Consider the following 17,087-nt stretch of genomic DNA (forward strand, 5'->3'; position numbering starts at 1 on the left):
TACATAACAAGCCGATTCCTCTGGCATTTATTGCATGGCTTGTTTCTTCACAAAAGATGCCGGGGGTATGATTTTTTTTGTGCATAGCATGTACAAGAGAGAAAACTCACTTTTCTTCCCCTTGTCTTAAAGATATGCACACTTTTATACATCATGAATACGAACGAAAAATAAGGAGGTTTCCTTTTATGTCAAAAGCTAAATCCTTTATTACAGGTGTAATTTGCGGCGGAGCAGTTGCTGGACTAGCCGTTCTTTTCTCAACTCCTTCTTCTGGTAAAGCTATGCGCGGTAAGCTGAAAGAAAAAGGAACTGATATTAAAAAGACTTTAGCTGATATTACAGCTGATACGAAGTTATTAAAGCGCCAAATCGTTGAAACTGCTTCAGAAGGTAAAGAAGTATTCCAAGAACTAAAAGACGATATGCAAGACACGCTGTCTAACTGGAAACAAGATATTTCTCAAAACAAACGACATATTGAAAAAGAAATTTTAGACATTCAAAAGTCAATTGAGAAACTACAAGAAGCCGTTCCAGAAAAAGCGTAAACATATTCCTGCTTAGTTTTTTGCATATAACAAATATTTTTCATACGAATTGACCTTAACACGGCATATCACATAGATATGCCGTGTTTTTATGCATTTACAATATATGTTATCTCTTAACATGTAAAGAAAACACATGTATTCTTGACTCATAAAACGCTTCCATAGTTATGCATGATTTGTATAGAATGTTGTTTTTGCGAAAAATTTTCACAATTCTCACAAAAAGACTTTATTAATTTTTATTTTACTGGCATAATAGATAATAATGAAAAAAGAATGTTAAAGTGGGTGAGTAAATGAAAAGTGGAGAAAAAGATTACTCGGTAAAAGAAGCGATGATTTTCAGCCAACGTATTGCTCAATTATCGAAAGCGTTATGGAAATGCGTAGAGAAAGATTGGCAACAGTGGATTAAACCTTACGATTTAAACATTAACGAGCATCATATTTTAACCATTGCTTATCATTTAAAAGGGGCTTCTATTTCTGAGATTGCTAAGTTTGGAGTTATGCACGTATCAACGGCGTTTAACTTCTCTAAAAAGCTAGAAGAACGCGGCTATCTTGTATTCTCAAAAAAAGAAGATGATAAACGAAATACGTATATTGAAATTACAGACAAAGGGGAAGAATTACTACTTCGCTTAATGGAGGAGTATGATCCTGAAAATAATTCTGTGTTTAATGGGGCTCTTGCACTTCGTAATTTTTACGGTAAGTTCCCAGAAAATATCGAACTTATCGCGATCCTTCGCAATATTTACGGACAAGACTTCATCGATATTTTTGAGAAATCATTAGAAGATATTGAGGAAAACTTTACGGAATCCGATCAAAAGTTAGTTAAGAAATAATCTATTTATTTTTTCGCAATCATGCTTAAGAATTCATTCATAAGCGGCTTAAATAAACCTTGTTTTGCTAGCGCTTCCGCAGTTTCGTGTACTTCGAGCTGATGTGGAAGCGCTTTTTCAAATTGATCTAATAGCGCATCAAACAATAAAAGGCCTTCTGCTTTCTCCACTACATATTGTTCGTTCAGCTTTTCACAAAGTTTTAGTATACGTTCAATATCTTTTTTACGAGCTTTTTTCTTTATGATTAAAGAATAAAATGGACACTTTTCTTCATCAATCATTTTAAATAGTAGGTCTACGTAGTATTCAGCTTGTTCTAGTCTTCTTACAACGTCCATTTTCTCCCTCGCTTCCTAACACAAAGTCTTCTATTTCTGAATTTTATAACACGAACAAAATATCGTATGATACAATATATAAAGTATATGTATTTTAGCCAAAAGGAGGTCTCGCCTCATGACTCTTATAACCGTTGTTTTTGTCGCATTCGCACTTCTTGTTATATTTTACACGAATTTCATGACACATACACTGTGTGAGCGAAAACAAATATCTGCGAGCCGCCAGCCCGGTGTCTTTCGAGTTATTAATGTATGTATTACCATTCTATTAATTTCTAGTTATGTAGAAATTATATTTCATGGAAAGTGAGGAAGGAAGCCCCTTCCTCATTTTTTTCCTCTATAAGCAAATTATACCTACTATAACTAATAAAATAAACAGTACAAGTAATAAAATAAGTTTTGAGTTCATCCCGCATCCCCTCCTCTTTTCTGTATATGCGGCATGCGCCCAATATGGTACCTTTTCAAAATCTGACACAAACTGGTTAAAATTTCTTTATCAATAGGAAAACCCGTCGAAATATGATATATTAAATTTTGTACATATTGCTTATACTATGAAATAAACGACACGCATCTAAACTTTATCCTAAAGCCTCGGTAAGCCCTGTTAAGCGTGCTTTTACATATAAAAAAAGCAAAGACATCAGTGAGACTTAATCAGGTTCTTATGAACGAAAATAACCTATCATAAGGCGTTTCTTCATTTGTACGGGATAAATTAAAAATACATAATAGTAGGAGTGTTTATTGAATGAAGAAAGCTATGCTTGCCTTAGCCGCAACAAGTGTAATCGCATTATCAGCATGTGGAACACCATCATCATCAGACAAAATTGTTACATCTAAAGCTGGTGACATCACTAAAGAAGAGTTCTACAATCAAATGAAGACACAAGCTGGTAAACAAGTACTAAATAACATGGTTATGGAAAAAGTACTTATTAAGAACTACAAAGTCGATGACAAAGAAGTGGACAAAAAGTACGATGAAATGAAAAAGCAAGTCGGTGATCAATTCGATACACTAATGAAACAACAAGGTCTTAAAGAAGAAACAGTCAAAAATGGTGTTCGTGCTTCATTAGCCCAAGAACAAGCGATTGAAAAAGCAATTACTGATAAAGACTTAAAAGCAAAATATGAGGACTATAAGCAAGAAATTAAAGCAAGCCATATTCTTGTAAAAGATGAAGAGACTGCTAAAAAAGTGAAAGAAGAACTTGCACAAGGTAAATCTTTCGAAGAGTTAGCGAAAAAGTACTCTGAAGATCCAGGTTCCAAAGAAAAAGGTGGCGACTTAGGATTCTTCGGACCAGATAAAATGGTAAAAGAATTCGATGAAGCTGCTCGTAAGCTGAAAAAAGACGAAGTAAGTGAACCAGTAAAAACACAGCATGGTTACCATATCATTAAAGTAACTGATACTCATGCTGACAAAACTTTCGATCAAGCAAAAGCTGACATCAAAAAAGAAGTAGTTCAAGAAAAAACACAAGATGCTCAATTTATGAACGATCTTATGATGAAAGAAATCAAAAAAGCTGACGTAAAAGTTGACGATAAAGATTTGAAAGATCTTTTCGAAGAACCAAAAGCTGACGCTAAAAAAGACGAAAAGAAATAATGAAAAACTCGGGCTAAGCCCGAGTTTTTTTGTATGTACAAATACTTTTTTAAATAAGAAGTAGTCCAATTTTACGGTAAATGAAATTATATCGATGCTTTTTGGAATATATCGAACACAACTGCAAATATATCGACGCAAATTGAAATATATCAATCGCAACTCTTATTATATCGACTTACCGACAAAATCAGACATGAGTGCCCTCTCCTCTTTTAAAAAGGAAAACAAAAAACCTTGGTCCCACCACATGCGGAACCAAGGTTTATCTTATTATCATTGATTAAATTAAAAAACTATGTTAAATTAGTACAGAAACACGTTTTCGAAAATACAAAGAACGTATTTATCCGTATCTTAATTGTACACCAAAACACATCTTCAGTCAACCTCTATTTTTCACTTTTAAAGGAGTGCTTACCGTATGAACAAAAAACTTGATTTAGAGCAAAAACGATTAGATAACGTAATAGAAACAATTACGGAGCAAATTGATAAACTGGAAAGCGAAACTGGCAGACGCCGGGCAGAAGTAATCAACATTCGTAAACACTTCTGGGATGATGTAAAAGTTAACACTGATACTTTTGACGATTATCTTGAAACAGTTATCAACTTAAGACAACAAGCTCAGTCACTAGCCGTAACACAAATCACCCATAAGCACACCTTTAATCGACTTGCCGCACTACGACGTATGCATAAGGCACCTTACTTCGGACGAATCGATTTCAAAGAAGAAGGAGAAGTTGGTGCAGAACAAATTTATATCGGCGTTGCTACACTTACCGATGCAAGCGGAGAAAACTTTCTTATATACGATTGGCGCGCACCCATTTCAAGTGTTTACTACGATTATCCACCAGGACCGGCTGAGTACAGTACACCAGGAGGCGTAATCCACGGTAATGTGGAAAAGAAATTGCAATACATTATTCAAAATGGCGAGATTGATTCTATGTTCGATACGAGCCTTACAATTGGCGATGAAATCCTGCAACAAGCGCTCGGAAAAGGTACAAACAAACATATGCAAAGTATCGTTGCTACGATTCAGCGCGAGCAAAATGAAATTATCCGTCACGATGAAGGGCGACTACTTATCGTGCAAGGCGCTGCTGGTAGTGGTAAAACATCAGCTGCTCTGCAGCGAATCGCTTACTTACTATATAAATATCGCGAATGGCTAAAAGCAGATCAAATCATTCTCTTCTCCCCTAACTCCATGTTCAACAGCTACGTATCTAACGTATTGCCAGAACTCGGTGAAGAGAATATGCAGCAAGTTACATTCCAGGAATATTTAAACCATAGACTAAGTAAGTCATTTGACGTTGAAGACCCTTATGAGCAATTAGAATATATGCTAACTGAAACGAATAGCCCTGCTTATAAAACTCGAAATGCGAGCATTCGATTTAAAGCATCTACTCAATTTTTCGAAATGATTAGAGCATACAGACAATCTCTTGAATCTTCAGGCATGCTATTTAGAGGAATGAAATTTAGAGGAAAACTGATTGCCTCCGCTAAAGAAATCGCAGAGCAATTTTATAATACTGACTTCTCCCTCCGCTTCCATAGTCGAATTGAGAAGTTAACAGATTGGCTAAATAAGCAAATAGATGCACTTGAAAAAGCAGAACTGAAAAAGCCTTGGGTAGAAGAAGAAATTGAATTACTTAGTAAAGATGAATATCAAAAGGCTTATAAATACTTGCAGAAAAAGGGCGAGTTTGACGACAACTCCTTTAATGATTATGAGAAAGAAACGAAAGTACTTGGACGTATGATTGTCCGTAAAAAATTAAAACCGTTACGTAAAGGCGTTCAAACATTGCGTTTCATCAATTTTACAGGCATATATAAACAACTCTTCACAGATGCATCATGGGTTACTGGAGAAAAGCCGAAAGAATGGGACGACATTTGCTCACTAACGGTGAACATGCTTGATGAAGGAAAGCTATATTACGAGGATGCAACTCCATTTTTACTTTTAAAAGAGTTAATTGAAGGCTTCCAAACGAACAGATCGATTAAACACGTTCTCGTAGATGAAGCGCAAGATTATTCTCCGTTTCAGTTCGAGTTTTTAAAACGTCTCTTCCCTGCTGCAAAAATGACTGTACTCGGAGACTTTAACCAAGCGATATTTGCCCATGCGAGTGAAGCAGTGAATTTCAATACACTTACTAGCTTATACGGACCAGATGAAACGAACGGCATCAACTTAACTCGTAGCTATCGCTCAACAAAACCGATCATTGAATTTACACGTGCTCTCGTACCAGAAGGCAAGAACATTCACGCATTTGAACGTGACGGCGAAAAACCTACAGTAACTAAAGTATCGAATAACAGCGAACTGCACGAGCATATTACTGCCAAAGTTGCTGAACTACAAAAACAACAGCACAATACAATCGCAATTATATGTAAATCTGCAGCTGAAAGCGCCGCTGCCTACGAGGCACTCAGTCATATCGAGAATATAAAACTTGTGCAAAGTAACTCAGCCGAGTATGAGCAAGGCATCGTCGTTATCCCTGCTTACTTAGCGAAGGGTATCGAATTTGACGCTGTTATTATTTATAATGCTTCTAAAGATGTGTACAGTGATGAGAGCGTTCGTAGATTGTTTTACACCGCTTGTACGCGGGCTATGCATGAATTACAACTTTATAGCGTTGGCGAGGTTAGTCCTTTTATACTCGGGGCTGCTTCAGAGAGTTTTGAACTTATTACAACACCTTGATACGAATCAAGGTGTTTCTTTTTTATGCAGGATTTACACCTTTAAAATAGAATATATCATTTTAGAAAAAAGTAAGGAGTGAAAAAATGAATCATTATTTTATCGCTATTTGTGACGGTGAGTTTCCTGCCGAAAAATTACATACCATTTTAAAGTCTAATTCTACTTTTACCGACCTAAACGTCCGCACCATTTCAATCTCATCACCAAGACCTTTCACATTATTAGTTGACGAAGAACATGATGCACTCACAACTGGACTTACAGACAAATACCACTTATTAACCAAAGAGTTGCAAGCACTTGAGCAGCACGAGAAATACTATTACGTATACGATTATAAAATTAGAAAAACCATCGAGAATCCCACCCAAAAATGCTTTCCATTAGCAAAAATCAATATAAATGTTACGAAATTTCATCAGATGATTCAAAAAGTAAAGGACTTAAAACGACCTGTATTTGCAGGTTATAACATCATTTCTCATGATGCAGACATACTTACGATTGATGTACTTCTTTCTTCGCCTTTATTGGATCCTAACACTTCCGAAAAAAACACAGAAGAATACGCCTATTTACAGCAACTAGCTGAATCAGTTTCTCGTTCTGAATTATGTACTTCTATTAAAGCGAGTTCACTTATTTAAATAGTAAAAGAGGGTTATTTATCATAACCCTCTTCTGCTATCTATTTACGTTTGTACTTGATCATATACAACTTATAATAAGTATCAAGGTGTTTTTCTCATTCTAAACGACATATCTTTACGCCGATATACACTTAGCACGATTCCCATTATAAATGCGTGAAACAGAGTTGGTACTAATCCATAACTAATAAAAGGTAATGATATAGAAACACGTGGTAATAATCCTAAAATCATGCCCACGTTATAAATGAAATGGAATACAAAAAGAGTTACTCCACCAACGAGTAGCAATTTACCATATCGATCGTTTATTTTATAAGATATGGTCATTATTCTTACTGCAAAAAGAGAAAGAATCAAGACAAGAACTAGCGCAAGCACATATCCATAATAGTAAGTCAAACTTGCAAATACAAAATCAGTATGGGTAGCAGGGATAGACTTTATATTTCCATATGTACCAAACCAACCTGCCGATGCCATTGCCTCTTTTAAACGTAAATACCATTGATCATGCTCTGGGTTTAAAAACCCTAAAATTCTAGCTATCCGGTATTCTTTTACGGCAGACCAGGAAAATAAATCCCTAATAATAAAGAAACAAATCGGTAACATTGTAATGAGCCATGCCGTTTTCTTTCCTAGCTTACTCCACCAAAGCATAACAAATACCATCGTGATATAGATGAACAGTGGTAAAAGAGTTGATGTAGTTAGAAATAAATATAAAGAAAATAAATACAACATGAGAAGATGTATAAACTTTAATCTACTGTTATTGAAAAAAGAAGCCCAGGCTAGAAAGAAGAATGGTATCGTCATTAAACAGTCAATTGTGATGGAACCAATTTTTATTAATGGCTCTCCAATCAAAAAAGCAGTAGGAAAATACTTTATCATTAACAAGATAAGTACGCCAATTGTATAAAACAGCCACCCGATTTTCTCTAACCTCCGATAATCAAATAGCATCATCCCAATAGCTGTTACAACACCGAGAATAACAAATATCACCTTATTCATTAATAAGTCAGCATGTCCAAAAGTTATAACCGGCAAAAAACCTAACCCCATAGCAGCCACTAATAAACCAATTAAGAACCAATCAACCTTTGGCTTATGCAGTTTGTTAAGTTCTTGCCCTAGTTTAATTGGACTTCCCATTTGTTCAACGGCCTTATCTTCAGCAACTTCCTCACTTAATCCTTTTTCTATCCACGTGTTCTTCGCCTGTTTCATGTGAAAATCTAGTTCAGTTGCCACAAAGCTCTTTGCTTCTTTTGATTTAATATGATTGGTAACTTCGCTTAAAAAACGCTCCCTTTTTTTATTCAATTCCGCCTCACTCCTGTACTAAGCCTTTTAATATAAACCGTGCCTTTGTAGAGTTTTTCTCTGCCTTTCGTAGCATCTTTCTTCCTTTATCATTTAATTGATAATATTTCACCCCTGCTTGATCCCAACTTGATTGGATAAAACGGTTCTGTTCTAGACGATGTAATACGGTATATAAAAAACCTTCATTTCCTTCGAATTTCCGAATCCCTCTTCCCCGTAATAACTGCATCAGTTCGTATCCTGTTTTTTCATTACCGAGGAGTTGTAAAACTGCTAAAAGGATATCTTCTTCCTTTTCGTTTGATTGATTGATTTTTTCGCGCACCTGCTTTCGATGCTGATTAGAAAAACTCAAATGTTTAAACGTTGTATTCTCCATTGATTTTCGTAGGCCTTTTAATCTATCTTCCATTTGATTATTCCTCCAATCCTTTCTTCAAAAGCTCCTTCGCTCTTTTCAGCCTCGTTTTTATCGTGTTTTCTTTCACCTCTATTACAATAGCAATATCTTTAATTGATAATTCCTCATAATAAAATAGATAAATGACTTCTCGATATTTTATCGGTAAATTCATTACTGCAGAAGCCAGCCTACGGTCCTCTGCATTTTGAATAACAGTTTGTTCAACACTTTCTTTTTGACTCCCAATATACGTAAATTCATCTTCTGTAACGATTACCTTTTTGTTGTACCAACTTTTTATATAGTCCTTACAATGATTAATGGCGATTCTCCATAACCACGTTTTTACATTTGACTTTCCTTTGTATGTATGAAGAGATTTATAGCATTTCACAAATATATCTTGCGTTAAGTCCTCCGCAACCTCTTTATTATTCACATATGAATACACAAGCTGCAAGACCTCTTGTCCATGCTTGTTCATTATTTCGTCGATAAGGTCCTCCTTATCTTCTATTTCAAACGCTTCTACCGTTAATTCATCCACATCATTTCCTCCTTCCCATATATTAGACGACGCACTCTATGGAAAAGTTTTATAAATGCATAAAAAAATACGGATGGCAATGTCCATACCGTTTTTTTATGAATATTTATTTGCTTCTTGTCCCCTGACACTAATGCTCTGCTTAAAGATAGGAATTTTCATCCATATGTCTTGTTCCCTATTTTAAAACATAATACAATTGAAATGTAACTTAATAAGCTATAACTAGTAGGTGTGGTAATCATCTCTTCCATTTTGAAAAAAGGGGGGAGGTGATAAAATGATCGCGATGTTTGTAATTAAATTAGTGTATGGTATCCTAACCGGAGCTGGCGTTGTCATCGGTAGAAGATACGTCGGTCCGTGGCTAATTTCTGTATACAAAAAAGCGAGAACCACCCTGCTTCGTGGAAAAGGTAAGGGCGGTTCTCGGCTAAAACGTTAATGTAATTGTCTTATAACCGCACCTACTACCACCACAATAGCAAGTTAGGTTACACAAGGCAGAAGTTTCTCAGGCTTCTGTCTTCTTTATTTTATGCAAAATTCATACTACATACTCTATCATCATTGTAACACATTCTATTTATTTTTAGTCAAGATAAAAAACACCTGAAGGGCTCTCCTTCAGGTGTTTCTCTATTTTACGCTAACGCAGCTGCCTGTTCTTGTTGATCTACAGGAATTACAGCGTCTGTTAGTGCTTTTTCTAGTTCAGCTGTGTATTTCATTTGCTCTTCTTTGCTCCAGCCAAGTTTCGCAGCCATGTAGTTGATTACTGCTTCTTTCCACTCATATACCCAGTGGATGTTGAAGAATACAGCGCCTCTGCGGCGTACGAAGAAGTCAACTGGTTTCGCTGTCATTTCGTAATCCATTGCGTATACAAGCGGGATTAGAACGTCAAGCGGCATGTTGTATTCTTTCGCTTCGTCTTTATGTTTTTTTGCTAAGTCGAACAGTACGTCAACGTTAGAGCCGTAGAATTTCGCGAATTCTTCCGCTTGCGCTGTTGTTAAACCGTATTTCGTACCTTCGCCTGCTTTTTTCGCGATAAATGCCGAGAATCCGTGTGAACCACTTACATGACCACCAGAGATTGGCATATGTTTCGTGTCGCTCTTCGGATATGCACTATGACCTTCTTTTTGTAATAGATTCGTTACGTAGTCTACTACCATTTCAGCCATTTTGCGGTATCCTGTTAATTTACCACCTGCGATTGTAATTAAACCAGATTCAGAAGTCCAAATTTCATCTTTACGAGAAATTTCAGATGCATTCTTACCTTCTTCATAGATTAACGGACGTACACCAGCCCAGCTTGACTCCACATCTTTTTCTGTAATTTTCACGCTTGGGAACATATAGTTAATCGCATTAATGATGTATGTGCGATCTTCTGTTGTCATGTGCGGTACAGCTGCGTCTTTATCATAGAACGTATCTGTTGTACCTACGTACGTTTTTCCTCCGCGAGGAATCGCGAACACCATACGTTTATCTGGTGTATCGAAGTAAATCGCTTGCCCTAATGGGAAACGTTTTTGGTCAATTACTAAGTGAACACCTTTTGATAACTGTAGTACTTTACCTTTTTTCGAGTTATCTTTTTCACGAAGTGTATCTACCCAAGGACCAGCTGCGTTTACAATTTTCTTACCGTAAACTTCATATACTTCTCCGTCTAGTAAATCGATTACACGTACACCGCATACTTTTCCATCTTTATATAAGAAACTGTCTACTTTTGCGTAGTTAACAGCTTTCGCACCGTGTTCAATCGCTTCTTTCATTACTTCAATTGTAAGACGCGCATCGTCTGTACGATATTCTACGTAGTAACCGCCGCCTTTTAATCCTTCTTGTTTTACAAGAGGTTCTTTGTTCAGCGTTTCTTCACGGTTAAACATCTTTCTGCGCTCGCTTCGTTTTACACCTGCTAAGAAGTCGTATACACGAAGACCAATTGATGTACTAAATGACCCGAACGTGCCGCCTGTATGGAACGGAAGTAACATCCACTCTGGTGTTGTTACATGGGGACCGTTCTCATATACGATCGCACGCTCTTTCCCCACCTCTGCTACCATTTTCACTTCAAGTTGTTTTAAATAACGTAAACCGCCGTGTACAAGTTTCGTTGAACGACTTGATGTACCTGCTGCAAAGTCCTGCATTTCAAACACAATCGTTGATAAACCGCGTGTTGCCCCATCTAATGCAATACCAGAACCAGTAATACCTCCACCAATTACGATCACATCTAACTCTTGTTTATTTACTCCATTTAATACGTCTTTACGTTGTTTACTTGAAAATTTCATGGTAATTCCTCCCTTTGATAACGAAAAAAGAGACCACGAACTCCGCTATAGATTTCGCCTCTATAGCGTGTTGTGGTCTCTCCAAATCTCCTACCGAATTATTAACTTGTCACCATTATAACACTGTTTATGATTATTTGAAAGCTTTTGTTGCTTCAATTGCTTTTTTCCATCCAGCATATAGCTCTTCGCTTGTTTCCGCTTCCATTGCTGGTGTAAAGCGTTTATCCATATGCCACTGCTCTTTAATTTCGTCTTGATTTTTCCAATATCCAACCGCAAGACCAGCTAAGTATGCTGCCCCTAAAGCTGTCGTTTCATTGATCACCGGGCGTTCTACAGGTACGTCTAACATATCGCTTTGGAACTGCATTAAGAAGTTATTCTTAACTGCTCCCCCGTCAACGCGTAATGTGTTCAGTTTAATACCTGAATCAGCTTCCATTGCACATAATACATCTTTCGTTTGGTATGCTAAAGATTCTAGCGTCGCACGAATGAAATGCTCTTTCGTCGTACCGCGTGTTACACCAAACATAGCGCCGCGCACTTCACTATCCCAGTACGGTGTACCTAATCCTACGAATGCTGGTACAACGTATACGCCGTCAGTTGATTCAACGCGAGAAGCGTACACTTCACTCTCACTTGCATCTTTAAACATGCGCATTCCGTCACGTAACCACTGAATTGCAGAACCTGCTACGAAAATACTTCCTTCTAATGCGTAATTTACTTTACCATCTAAACCCCATGCAATTGTTGTTAATAGGCCATGCTCAGAAGCAACTGCTTTTTCACCTGTGTTCATTAACATGAAGCAACCAGTTCCGTAAGTATTTTTCGCCATACCTTCACCGAAACAAGCTTGTCCAAATAATGCTGCTTGTTGGTCACCAGCTACACCTGCAATCGGTACATTTTGACCGAAGAAGTGATAATCAATTGTTTCTCCATATATTTCAGATGATGGACGTACTTCTGGAAGCATACTCTTTGGTACTGTTAACATGTCTAGAAGCTCATCATCCCACTGTAAGTCGTGAATGTTAAACATTAATGTACGTGATGCATTTGAGTAATCTGTTACGTGCGCTTTACCACCAGACAATTTCCATACAAGCCATGTATCAATTGTTCCGAATAATAGCTCGCCGTTTTCCGCTTTTTCTCTTGCACCTTCAACGTTATCTAAAATCCATTTTACTTTCGTACCAGAGAAGTATGCGTCAATTAAAAGACCTGTTTTTTCGCGAACCATATCGCTATAACCTTTTTCTTTTAACTCATCACAAATTTCAACTGTTTGACGAGATTGCCATACGATTGCGTTATAAATTGGTTTTCCAGTTGTTTTATCCCATACAACCGCTGTTTCACGTTGGTTCGTAATACCGATACCAGCGATTTGTTCCGGTTTTACATCCGCTTCACTTAAGCAAGTTGCGATAACTGCTAAAATAGATCCCCAAATTTCTTGTGCGTTATGCTCTACCCAGCCTGGCTTTGGAAAATGTTGCGTAAACTCTTTTTGAGCTGAATGAACGATTTTTCCTTCTTTATTGAAAAGAATTGCGCGTGAGCTTGTTGTTCCTTGGTCTAATGAAAGAATATATTTTTTCATATCGGTTTCCCCCTATGCTACTTTTCTACTTTTTGTAGTTGTTCCACTTTTTTTACTTGTCATATAAGAGATTGCTAGTACAATCACAGTTGCAATAATCACATAAATAAGTGCTGAATTTTGTTTTCCTTCAAATACAACTTGATGGAATAAACCTGCAAGTGATCCACCTAAAATTGGACCAACTACTGGAATCCATGCATACTTCCAATTTGAACCGCCTTTTCCTGCAATCGGAAGGAAGAAGTGTGCAATACGCGGACCTAAATCACGAGCTGGGTTGATTGCGTATCCTGTTGTTCCACCTAATGATAAACCAATACTTACAATTAAGAAACCTACGATAAATGGATTTAATCCATCTGCAAATTTATTTGCTCCAATTGCTAATATACCAAATACTAAAACGAATGTTCCAATCATTTCACTTAAAAGGTTTGTAAATGTGTTCGGAATTGCCGGACCTGTTGCAAATACACCTAACTTTGTTCCTGGATCTTCTGTTTCTTTCCAGTGTGGTAAGTAGTGTAAATATACGAGAACTGCCCCGATAATTGCCCCAATCATTTGTGCTGCGATATACATAGGTACATCACTCCATGGGAACGCTCCCTTAAAAGCAAGTCCTATCGTTAAAGCCGGATTCAAATGTGCCCCACTAATTGATCCAACTGCATACGCTGCCATAGCAACCGCTAGACCCCAACCCATTGTAATTACAATCCAACCAGAATCTTTCGCAAACGACTTCTTTAAACTTACACCAGCGCAAACGCCGCCACCAAGTAAGATTAACAACGCTGTCCCTATTAATTCCCCTAAAAATGCTGACATAAAATCCCTCCACAATCAATTTAAATGCTTTCGAAAAGTGATAGAGGTAAAATGAATGGCCATTCGTTTTTTTTCAAAAGAAAAAGATCCACAGCTTACATGCTTCTATATAATATATATAGAAACAATAAAATGTGGATCTCTTCTTTTCTCCGTCACGTTTATTAACTTGTCTATAATGTTAACCTCTAATGAAAGCGGTGTCAACAGAATTTTTTCACATTTTCGTCACTTTTTTTGGTAATGTTTCCATAGTTCTTTTTTCGATGTCGTAATTGCTGTCGCACCAGCGTTTAAAGCTCTTTCAACATCCTCCACAGTACGAATGAAACCACCCGCTAAAATCGGTACACCTGTACGCTCTTTCACTTCAGCGATCACATCCGTTAGCGCACCAGGAAGCACCTCTATATAATCCGGCTTCGTCTTTTCTAGCAAATTACAGCTCTTTTCCATCGCACTAGAATCAATTAAAAAGATGCGTTGAATGGAGACGACACCCTTTTGCTTCGCCTTCATAATTACGCTCGCCTTTGTTGACAATAACCCGTACGGTTTATATTCTTGGCATAAAAACTCCGTCGCATGCCCATCACTTTGTAACCCATGGATCAAATCAACATGTAAAAACACCTTTTTAGAATGTTGCTTCGCAAGTGACACAACACTCTTCAATTGACCAACATGAATATCTAAAATAACAATATACTCATACGAACTATGTAATAGCTTTTCCAAATCTTTAATTTGCCTCACTGCCGGCAAAATCTTTTGCTCATGAAATTCCATTCTAAATGTCCCCTTCTTTATATCATCCTATCCTTTATAGTACACAATTTAAGTGAAAAGAACAGCTAGTGTAGGGGATTTCTTACAAATCTTTCTCTTATCTATATATTTTCTTCAGCTTATCAGAAACCGTACCACCTATAACCATTAATATGAGCGGTAAAAAATTCATTACATATGGTGCATCTGCTACAATTGTAATGCTTGCTCCTGCAAACTTATTTACCATCCATACAACGATTTTTGTAATAAACAAAAATACCCCCAGCATGAATAGACTATCAAAAAACACCTTCCATTTTGGATATGCTAATTGTTTACTATCTTCAATTACTTTCTGCGTCAACTCTTCATCACTCCTCAATAACTCATCAATTGTAATACCGAACAGATCACTTAAATGAATAATAATTTCAATGCTCGGATAGTTCTTTCCCGTCTCCCATTTCGAAACAGACTGCCTACTTACATGAATTTTTTCAGCCAAATCATTTTGCGACCAATTTCGTTTTTCTCTTTCTTCTTTTAAGCGTTCACTAAAAATCATACTGTGTTTATCACCTCTCTACGTCTAGTATGGGCAAATAAATGATGAAGAGTAAAGCTAGTTGTCGTTGCGTAACTTACGCAACTTGTGCGTTACACCTTATAATGGCGCCGTTTCATACTCTATGTCATGCAGATTTCATATGTTTTTCTTCTATAATAATTTCCCGAACAATAATACAAATAACGAATACTAGTAAAGACAGGACTAGACATAAAAAATACGCCATTCCTTCCTATAGTTCTCCAGAAAGAATAACGCATATATCCATGTTTACTCATCCGTTTTCGGTTTATAAGAAAAACCCGGATATTTCACAACAGGCCACTTTTCTTTACGTAAAGAATCCATCAATTGCGGGCCAACATGTACATTACTTTCCACTATTTCTTTAGGAGTCAGTGCCATCCATTGATTTAACGATACATCTTCAAAACGGTTACTTTTAAACATCTCTAAAAACCATAATGTTTCATTGCCTGTGTTTTGAATATAGTGTCCAGTCGCAAACGGTACATATCCGACATCACCAGCTCTATAATCAAATGTACGAGCTGTACCATTTCCAAGAAACACCGTCATTCTCGCTTGCCCGGTAAGATAATATTGCCACTCATCATTATTCGGGTGCCAATGAAGCTCTCTCATTCCACCAGGCTCAATTTCAACGAGCGCTGCTGCGATTGTTTTTGAAATAGGGAAATTCGTAGAATCTACAATTCGAACGCTACCACCAGGTGTCTTAATCGGTTTTTGTTTTAACAGTTCATGTTTAAACGTTAAAGGAACTTCTCCTTCTGGCGACTGAACTTCCTGGCTCTCAAGCGAACCCGGTACCTCCCCTTGATAAATATATACTTGATCTGTAGGAATGGAGTTAAAAGCACTCTCTGGTACTCCGAAGTTAGCCGATAGAACTTCTTTTGGCGTATGTGCAAACCAGTCGGAAATAGCTAAGGTAGATAAATCAGAAAAGTGTCCATCATCGAATGCGAGTAGAAATTCACAATGTTCCAATCCTTGAATGGAATGCGGAATTCCAGGTGGGAAATACCAAAGATCCCCTGGACCAACATCAGCAATAAAATTCCGTCCATTTTGATCAACTGCAGTTATTCGTGCCCGTCCTAAAAGCATATACGCCCATTCTGCCTCTTTATGCCAATGAAGTTCACGTACTCCCCCGGCCGTTAAGCTCATATTTACCCCAGCAATCGTAGTCGAAACCGGAAGTTCCCTAACAGTAATCTCCCGAGACCACCCACCTTGTTTTAAAATCATAGAAGTGTCTGAGAACGAAAATTTCAAGTTAGGAACTAATCCCGCATCCGTAATAGGCGGCACGAGCATATTCGGATTTTGAATATCCCGCATAACATTACGTGGCCCAGAATCAATCGCACCTGCTCCATCACTGCGGATTGGTTGTGGCACATTCCCTCCTGTTTCATTAACAGTACGTTTTTTCATCATTACACTCCTTTTTCATCCGATTATTAAGTAAAAAGCCTCCACCATAGTGTATGAATTGGGCTTTGGATGGTTACTATGCCTATGCATACAAGGGTTTTCCTTAACAATCCAATAAAGCTTGATTCGACCTTAATTTAAAAGGAAGTATCCAACAAACTAACATATAAAAAAGAAGAGAAATCCCTTTCTCTTCTTTACAAGTTTCTATTAAAGTAATACCGAATCTTTATCACTATCCTGATTCCGTTTCTCTCGTTCTTCTTCTAAGCGCTTCATATATACTTCGCCTTCTTTTTCGATAAAATCATTATCCATCTCTTGCTCTTTTTTCGAAGTATATAAAACCATGTAGCCACTTAATACTATCCCAATGATTACAAGATAAATCCACCATGGTAAAGTTTCCACTTTC

The 17,087-nt window shown here is 37.2% G+C and carries 18 protein-coding genes; 7 read left to right on the forward strand and 11 right to left on the reverse strand.

Annotation, left to right across the window (positions count from 1 at the left end; genetic code table 11):
- The first annotated feature begins 188 nt into the window (after positions 1-188).
- Positions 189-551 carry a YtxH domain-containing protein gene (locus QCI75_RS21590; RefSeq protein ID WP_000030296.1) on the forward strand — a complete coding sequence of 121 codons (363 nt, stop codon included), beginning with the start codon at positions 189-191 and terminating at the stop codon, positions 549-551.
- Between the two features lie 299 nt (positions 552-850).
- Positions 851-1,408, forward strand: coding sequence for an HTH-type transcriptional regulator Hpr (locus QCI75_RS21595; protein WP_000834924.1), 558 nt, complete (start codon positions 851-853; stop codon positions 1,406-1,408).
- Positions 1,409-1,413: 5 nt separating this feature from the next.
- On the opposite strand, the gene QCI75_RS21600 is transcribed toward QCI75_RS21595, so the two are convergent.
- Positions 1,414-1,749: a DUF1878 family protein gene (locus tag QCI75_RS21600; RefSeq protein ID WP_002134804.1), complete on the reverse strand. Its 336-nt coding sequence runs from the start codon at positions 1,747-1,749 to the stop codon at positions 1,414-1,416.
- A gap of 118 nt (positions 1,750-1,867) precedes the next feature.
- Here QCI75_RS21600 and QCI75_RS21605 point away from each other — a divergent pair, with 118 nt between their 5' ends.
- The 4 genes from QCI75_RS21605 to QCI75_RS21620 all read left to right on the forward strand — a co-directional run bounded on the left by QCI75_RS21605 (position 1,868) and on the right by QCI75_RS21620 (position 6,790).
- Positions 1,868-2,062 (forward strand): hypothetical protein, encoded by a 195-nt coding sequence (locus tag QCI75_RS21605; RefSeq protein ID WP_000172693.1) that lies wholly within the window; start codon positions 1,868-1,870, stop codon positions 2,060-2,062.
- A gap of 447 nt (positions 2,063-2,509) precedes the next feature.
- Positions 2,510-3,382: a peptidylprolyl isomerase PrsA gene (prsA, locus tag QCI75_RS21610; RefSeq protein ID WP_144505607.1), complete on the forward strand. Its 873-nt coding sequence runs from the start codon at positions 2,510-2,512 to the stop codon at positions 3,380-3,382.
- Positions 3,383-3,806: 424 nt separating this feature from the next.
- Positions 3,807-6,140 (forward strand): RNA polymerase recycling motor HelD, encoded by a 2,334-nt coding sequence (gene helD / locus QCI75_RS21615; RefSeq protein WP_353761141.1) that lies wholly within the window; start codon positions 3,807-3,809, stop codon positions 6,138-6,140.
- Between the two features lie 86 nt (positions 6,141-6,226).
- Entirely contained in the window at positions 6,227-6,790 is a 564-nt protein-coding gene (locus QCI75_RS21620) for a hypothetical protein (protein ID WP_144505605.1), read from the forward strand.
- Between the two features lie 84 nt (positions 6,791-6,874).
- Here the strand turns inward: QCI75_RS21620 and QCI75_RS21625 are convergent, their stop codons facing one another.
- The 3 genes from QCI75_RS21625 to QCI75_RS21635 are packed head-to-tail and all read right to left on the reverse strand — an operon-like array spanning position 6,875 to position 9,081.
- Positions 6,875-8,128, reverse strand: coding sequence for an FtsW/RodA/SpoVE family cell cycle protein (locus QCI75_RS21625; protein WP_353761142.1), 1,254 nt, complete (start codon positions 8,126-8,128; stop codon positions 6,875-6,877).
- A gap of 7 nt (positions 8,129-8,135) precedes the next feature.
- Positions 8,136-8,543, reverse strand: a complete 408-nt coding sequence (locus tag QCI75_RS21630; protein WP_144505603.1) for a PadR family transcriptional regulator — start codon at positions 8,541-8,543, stop codon at positions 8,136-8,138.
- A 4-nt stretch (positions 8,544-8,547) separates the two neighbouring features.
- Complete coding sequence (locus QCI75_RS21635; protein ID WP_144505602.1) at positions 8,548-9,081, reverse strand: sigma-70 family RNA polymerase sigma factor; 534 nt, start codon at positions 9,079-9,081, stop codon at positions 8,548-8,550.
- A gap of 280 nt (positions 9,082-9,361) precedes the next feature.
- Here QCI75_RS21635 and QCI75_RS21640 point away from each other — a divergent pair, with 280 nt between their 5' ends.
- Positions 9,362-9,526, forward strand: coding sequence for a hypothetical protein (locus tag QCI75_RS21640; RefSeq protein WP_000561154.1), 165 nt, complete (start codon positions 9,362-9,364; stop codon positions 9,524-9,526).
- Positions 9,527-9,725: 199 nt separating this feature from the next.
- On the opposite strand, the gene glpD is transcribed toward QCI75_RS21640, so the two are convergent.
- From glpD to QCI75_RS21675, 7 genes are all read right to left on the reverse strand, one after another.
- A complete protein-coding gene (gene glpD, locus QCI75_RS21645; protein WP_144505601.1) occupies positions 9,726-11,408 on the reverse strand; it encodes an aerobic glycerol-3-phosphate dehydrogenase in 1,683 nt (560 codons plus the stop codon).
- Between the two features lie 133 nt (positions 11,409-11,541).
- On the reverse strand, positions 11,542-13,032 hold the full coding sequence (gene glpK, locus QCI75_RS21650) for a glycerol kinase GlpK (RefSeq protein WP_144505600.1): 1,491 nt from the start codon (positions 13,030-13,032) through the stop codon (positions 11,542-11,544).
- Between the two features lie 12 nt (positions 13,033-13,044).
- Positions 13,045-13,866: a glycerol uptake facilitator protein GlpF gene (glpF, locus tag QCI75_RS21655; RefSeq protein ID WP_144505599.1), complete on the reverse strand. Its 822-nt coding sequence runs from the start codon at positions 13,864-13,866 to the stop codon at positions 13,045-13,047.
- 228 nt (positions 13,867-14,094) lie between these two features.
- Entirely contained in the window at positions 14,095-14,655 is a 561-nt protein-coding gene (gene glpP, locus QCI75_RS21660) for a glycerol uptake operon antiterminator GlpP (protein WP_000394295.1), read from the reverse strand.
- Between the two features lie 97 nt (positions 14,656-14,752).
- Positions 14,753-15,202, reverse strand: a complete 450-nt coding sequence (locus tag QCI75_RS21665) for a helix-turn-helix domain-containing protein (protein WP_078174800.1) — start codon at positions 15,200-15,202, stop codon at positions 14,753-14,755.
- 273 nt (positions 15,203-15,475) lie between these two features.
- Complete coding sequence (locus QCI75_RS21670; RefSeq protein ID WP_144505598.1) at positions 15,476-16,672, reverse strand: oxalate decarboxylase family bicupin; 1,197 nt, start codon at positions 16,670-16,672, stop codon at positions 15,476-15,478.
- Between the two features lie 210 nt (positions 16,673-16,882).
- Positions 16,883-17,083 (reverse strand): sporulation YhaL family protein, encoded by a 201-nt coding sequence (locus QCI75_RS21675; protein WP_002087191.1) that lies wholly within the window; start codon positions 17,081-17,083, stop codon positions 16,883-16,885.
- Positions 17,084-17,087: the final 4 nt, after the last annotated feature.

It is taken from the genome of Bacillus cereus group sp. RP43 (genome assembly GCF_040459645.1).
Taxonomy (GTDB): domain Bacteria; phylum Bacillota; class Bacilli; order Bacillales; family Bacillaceae_G; genus Bacillus_A; species Bacillus_A mycoides_C.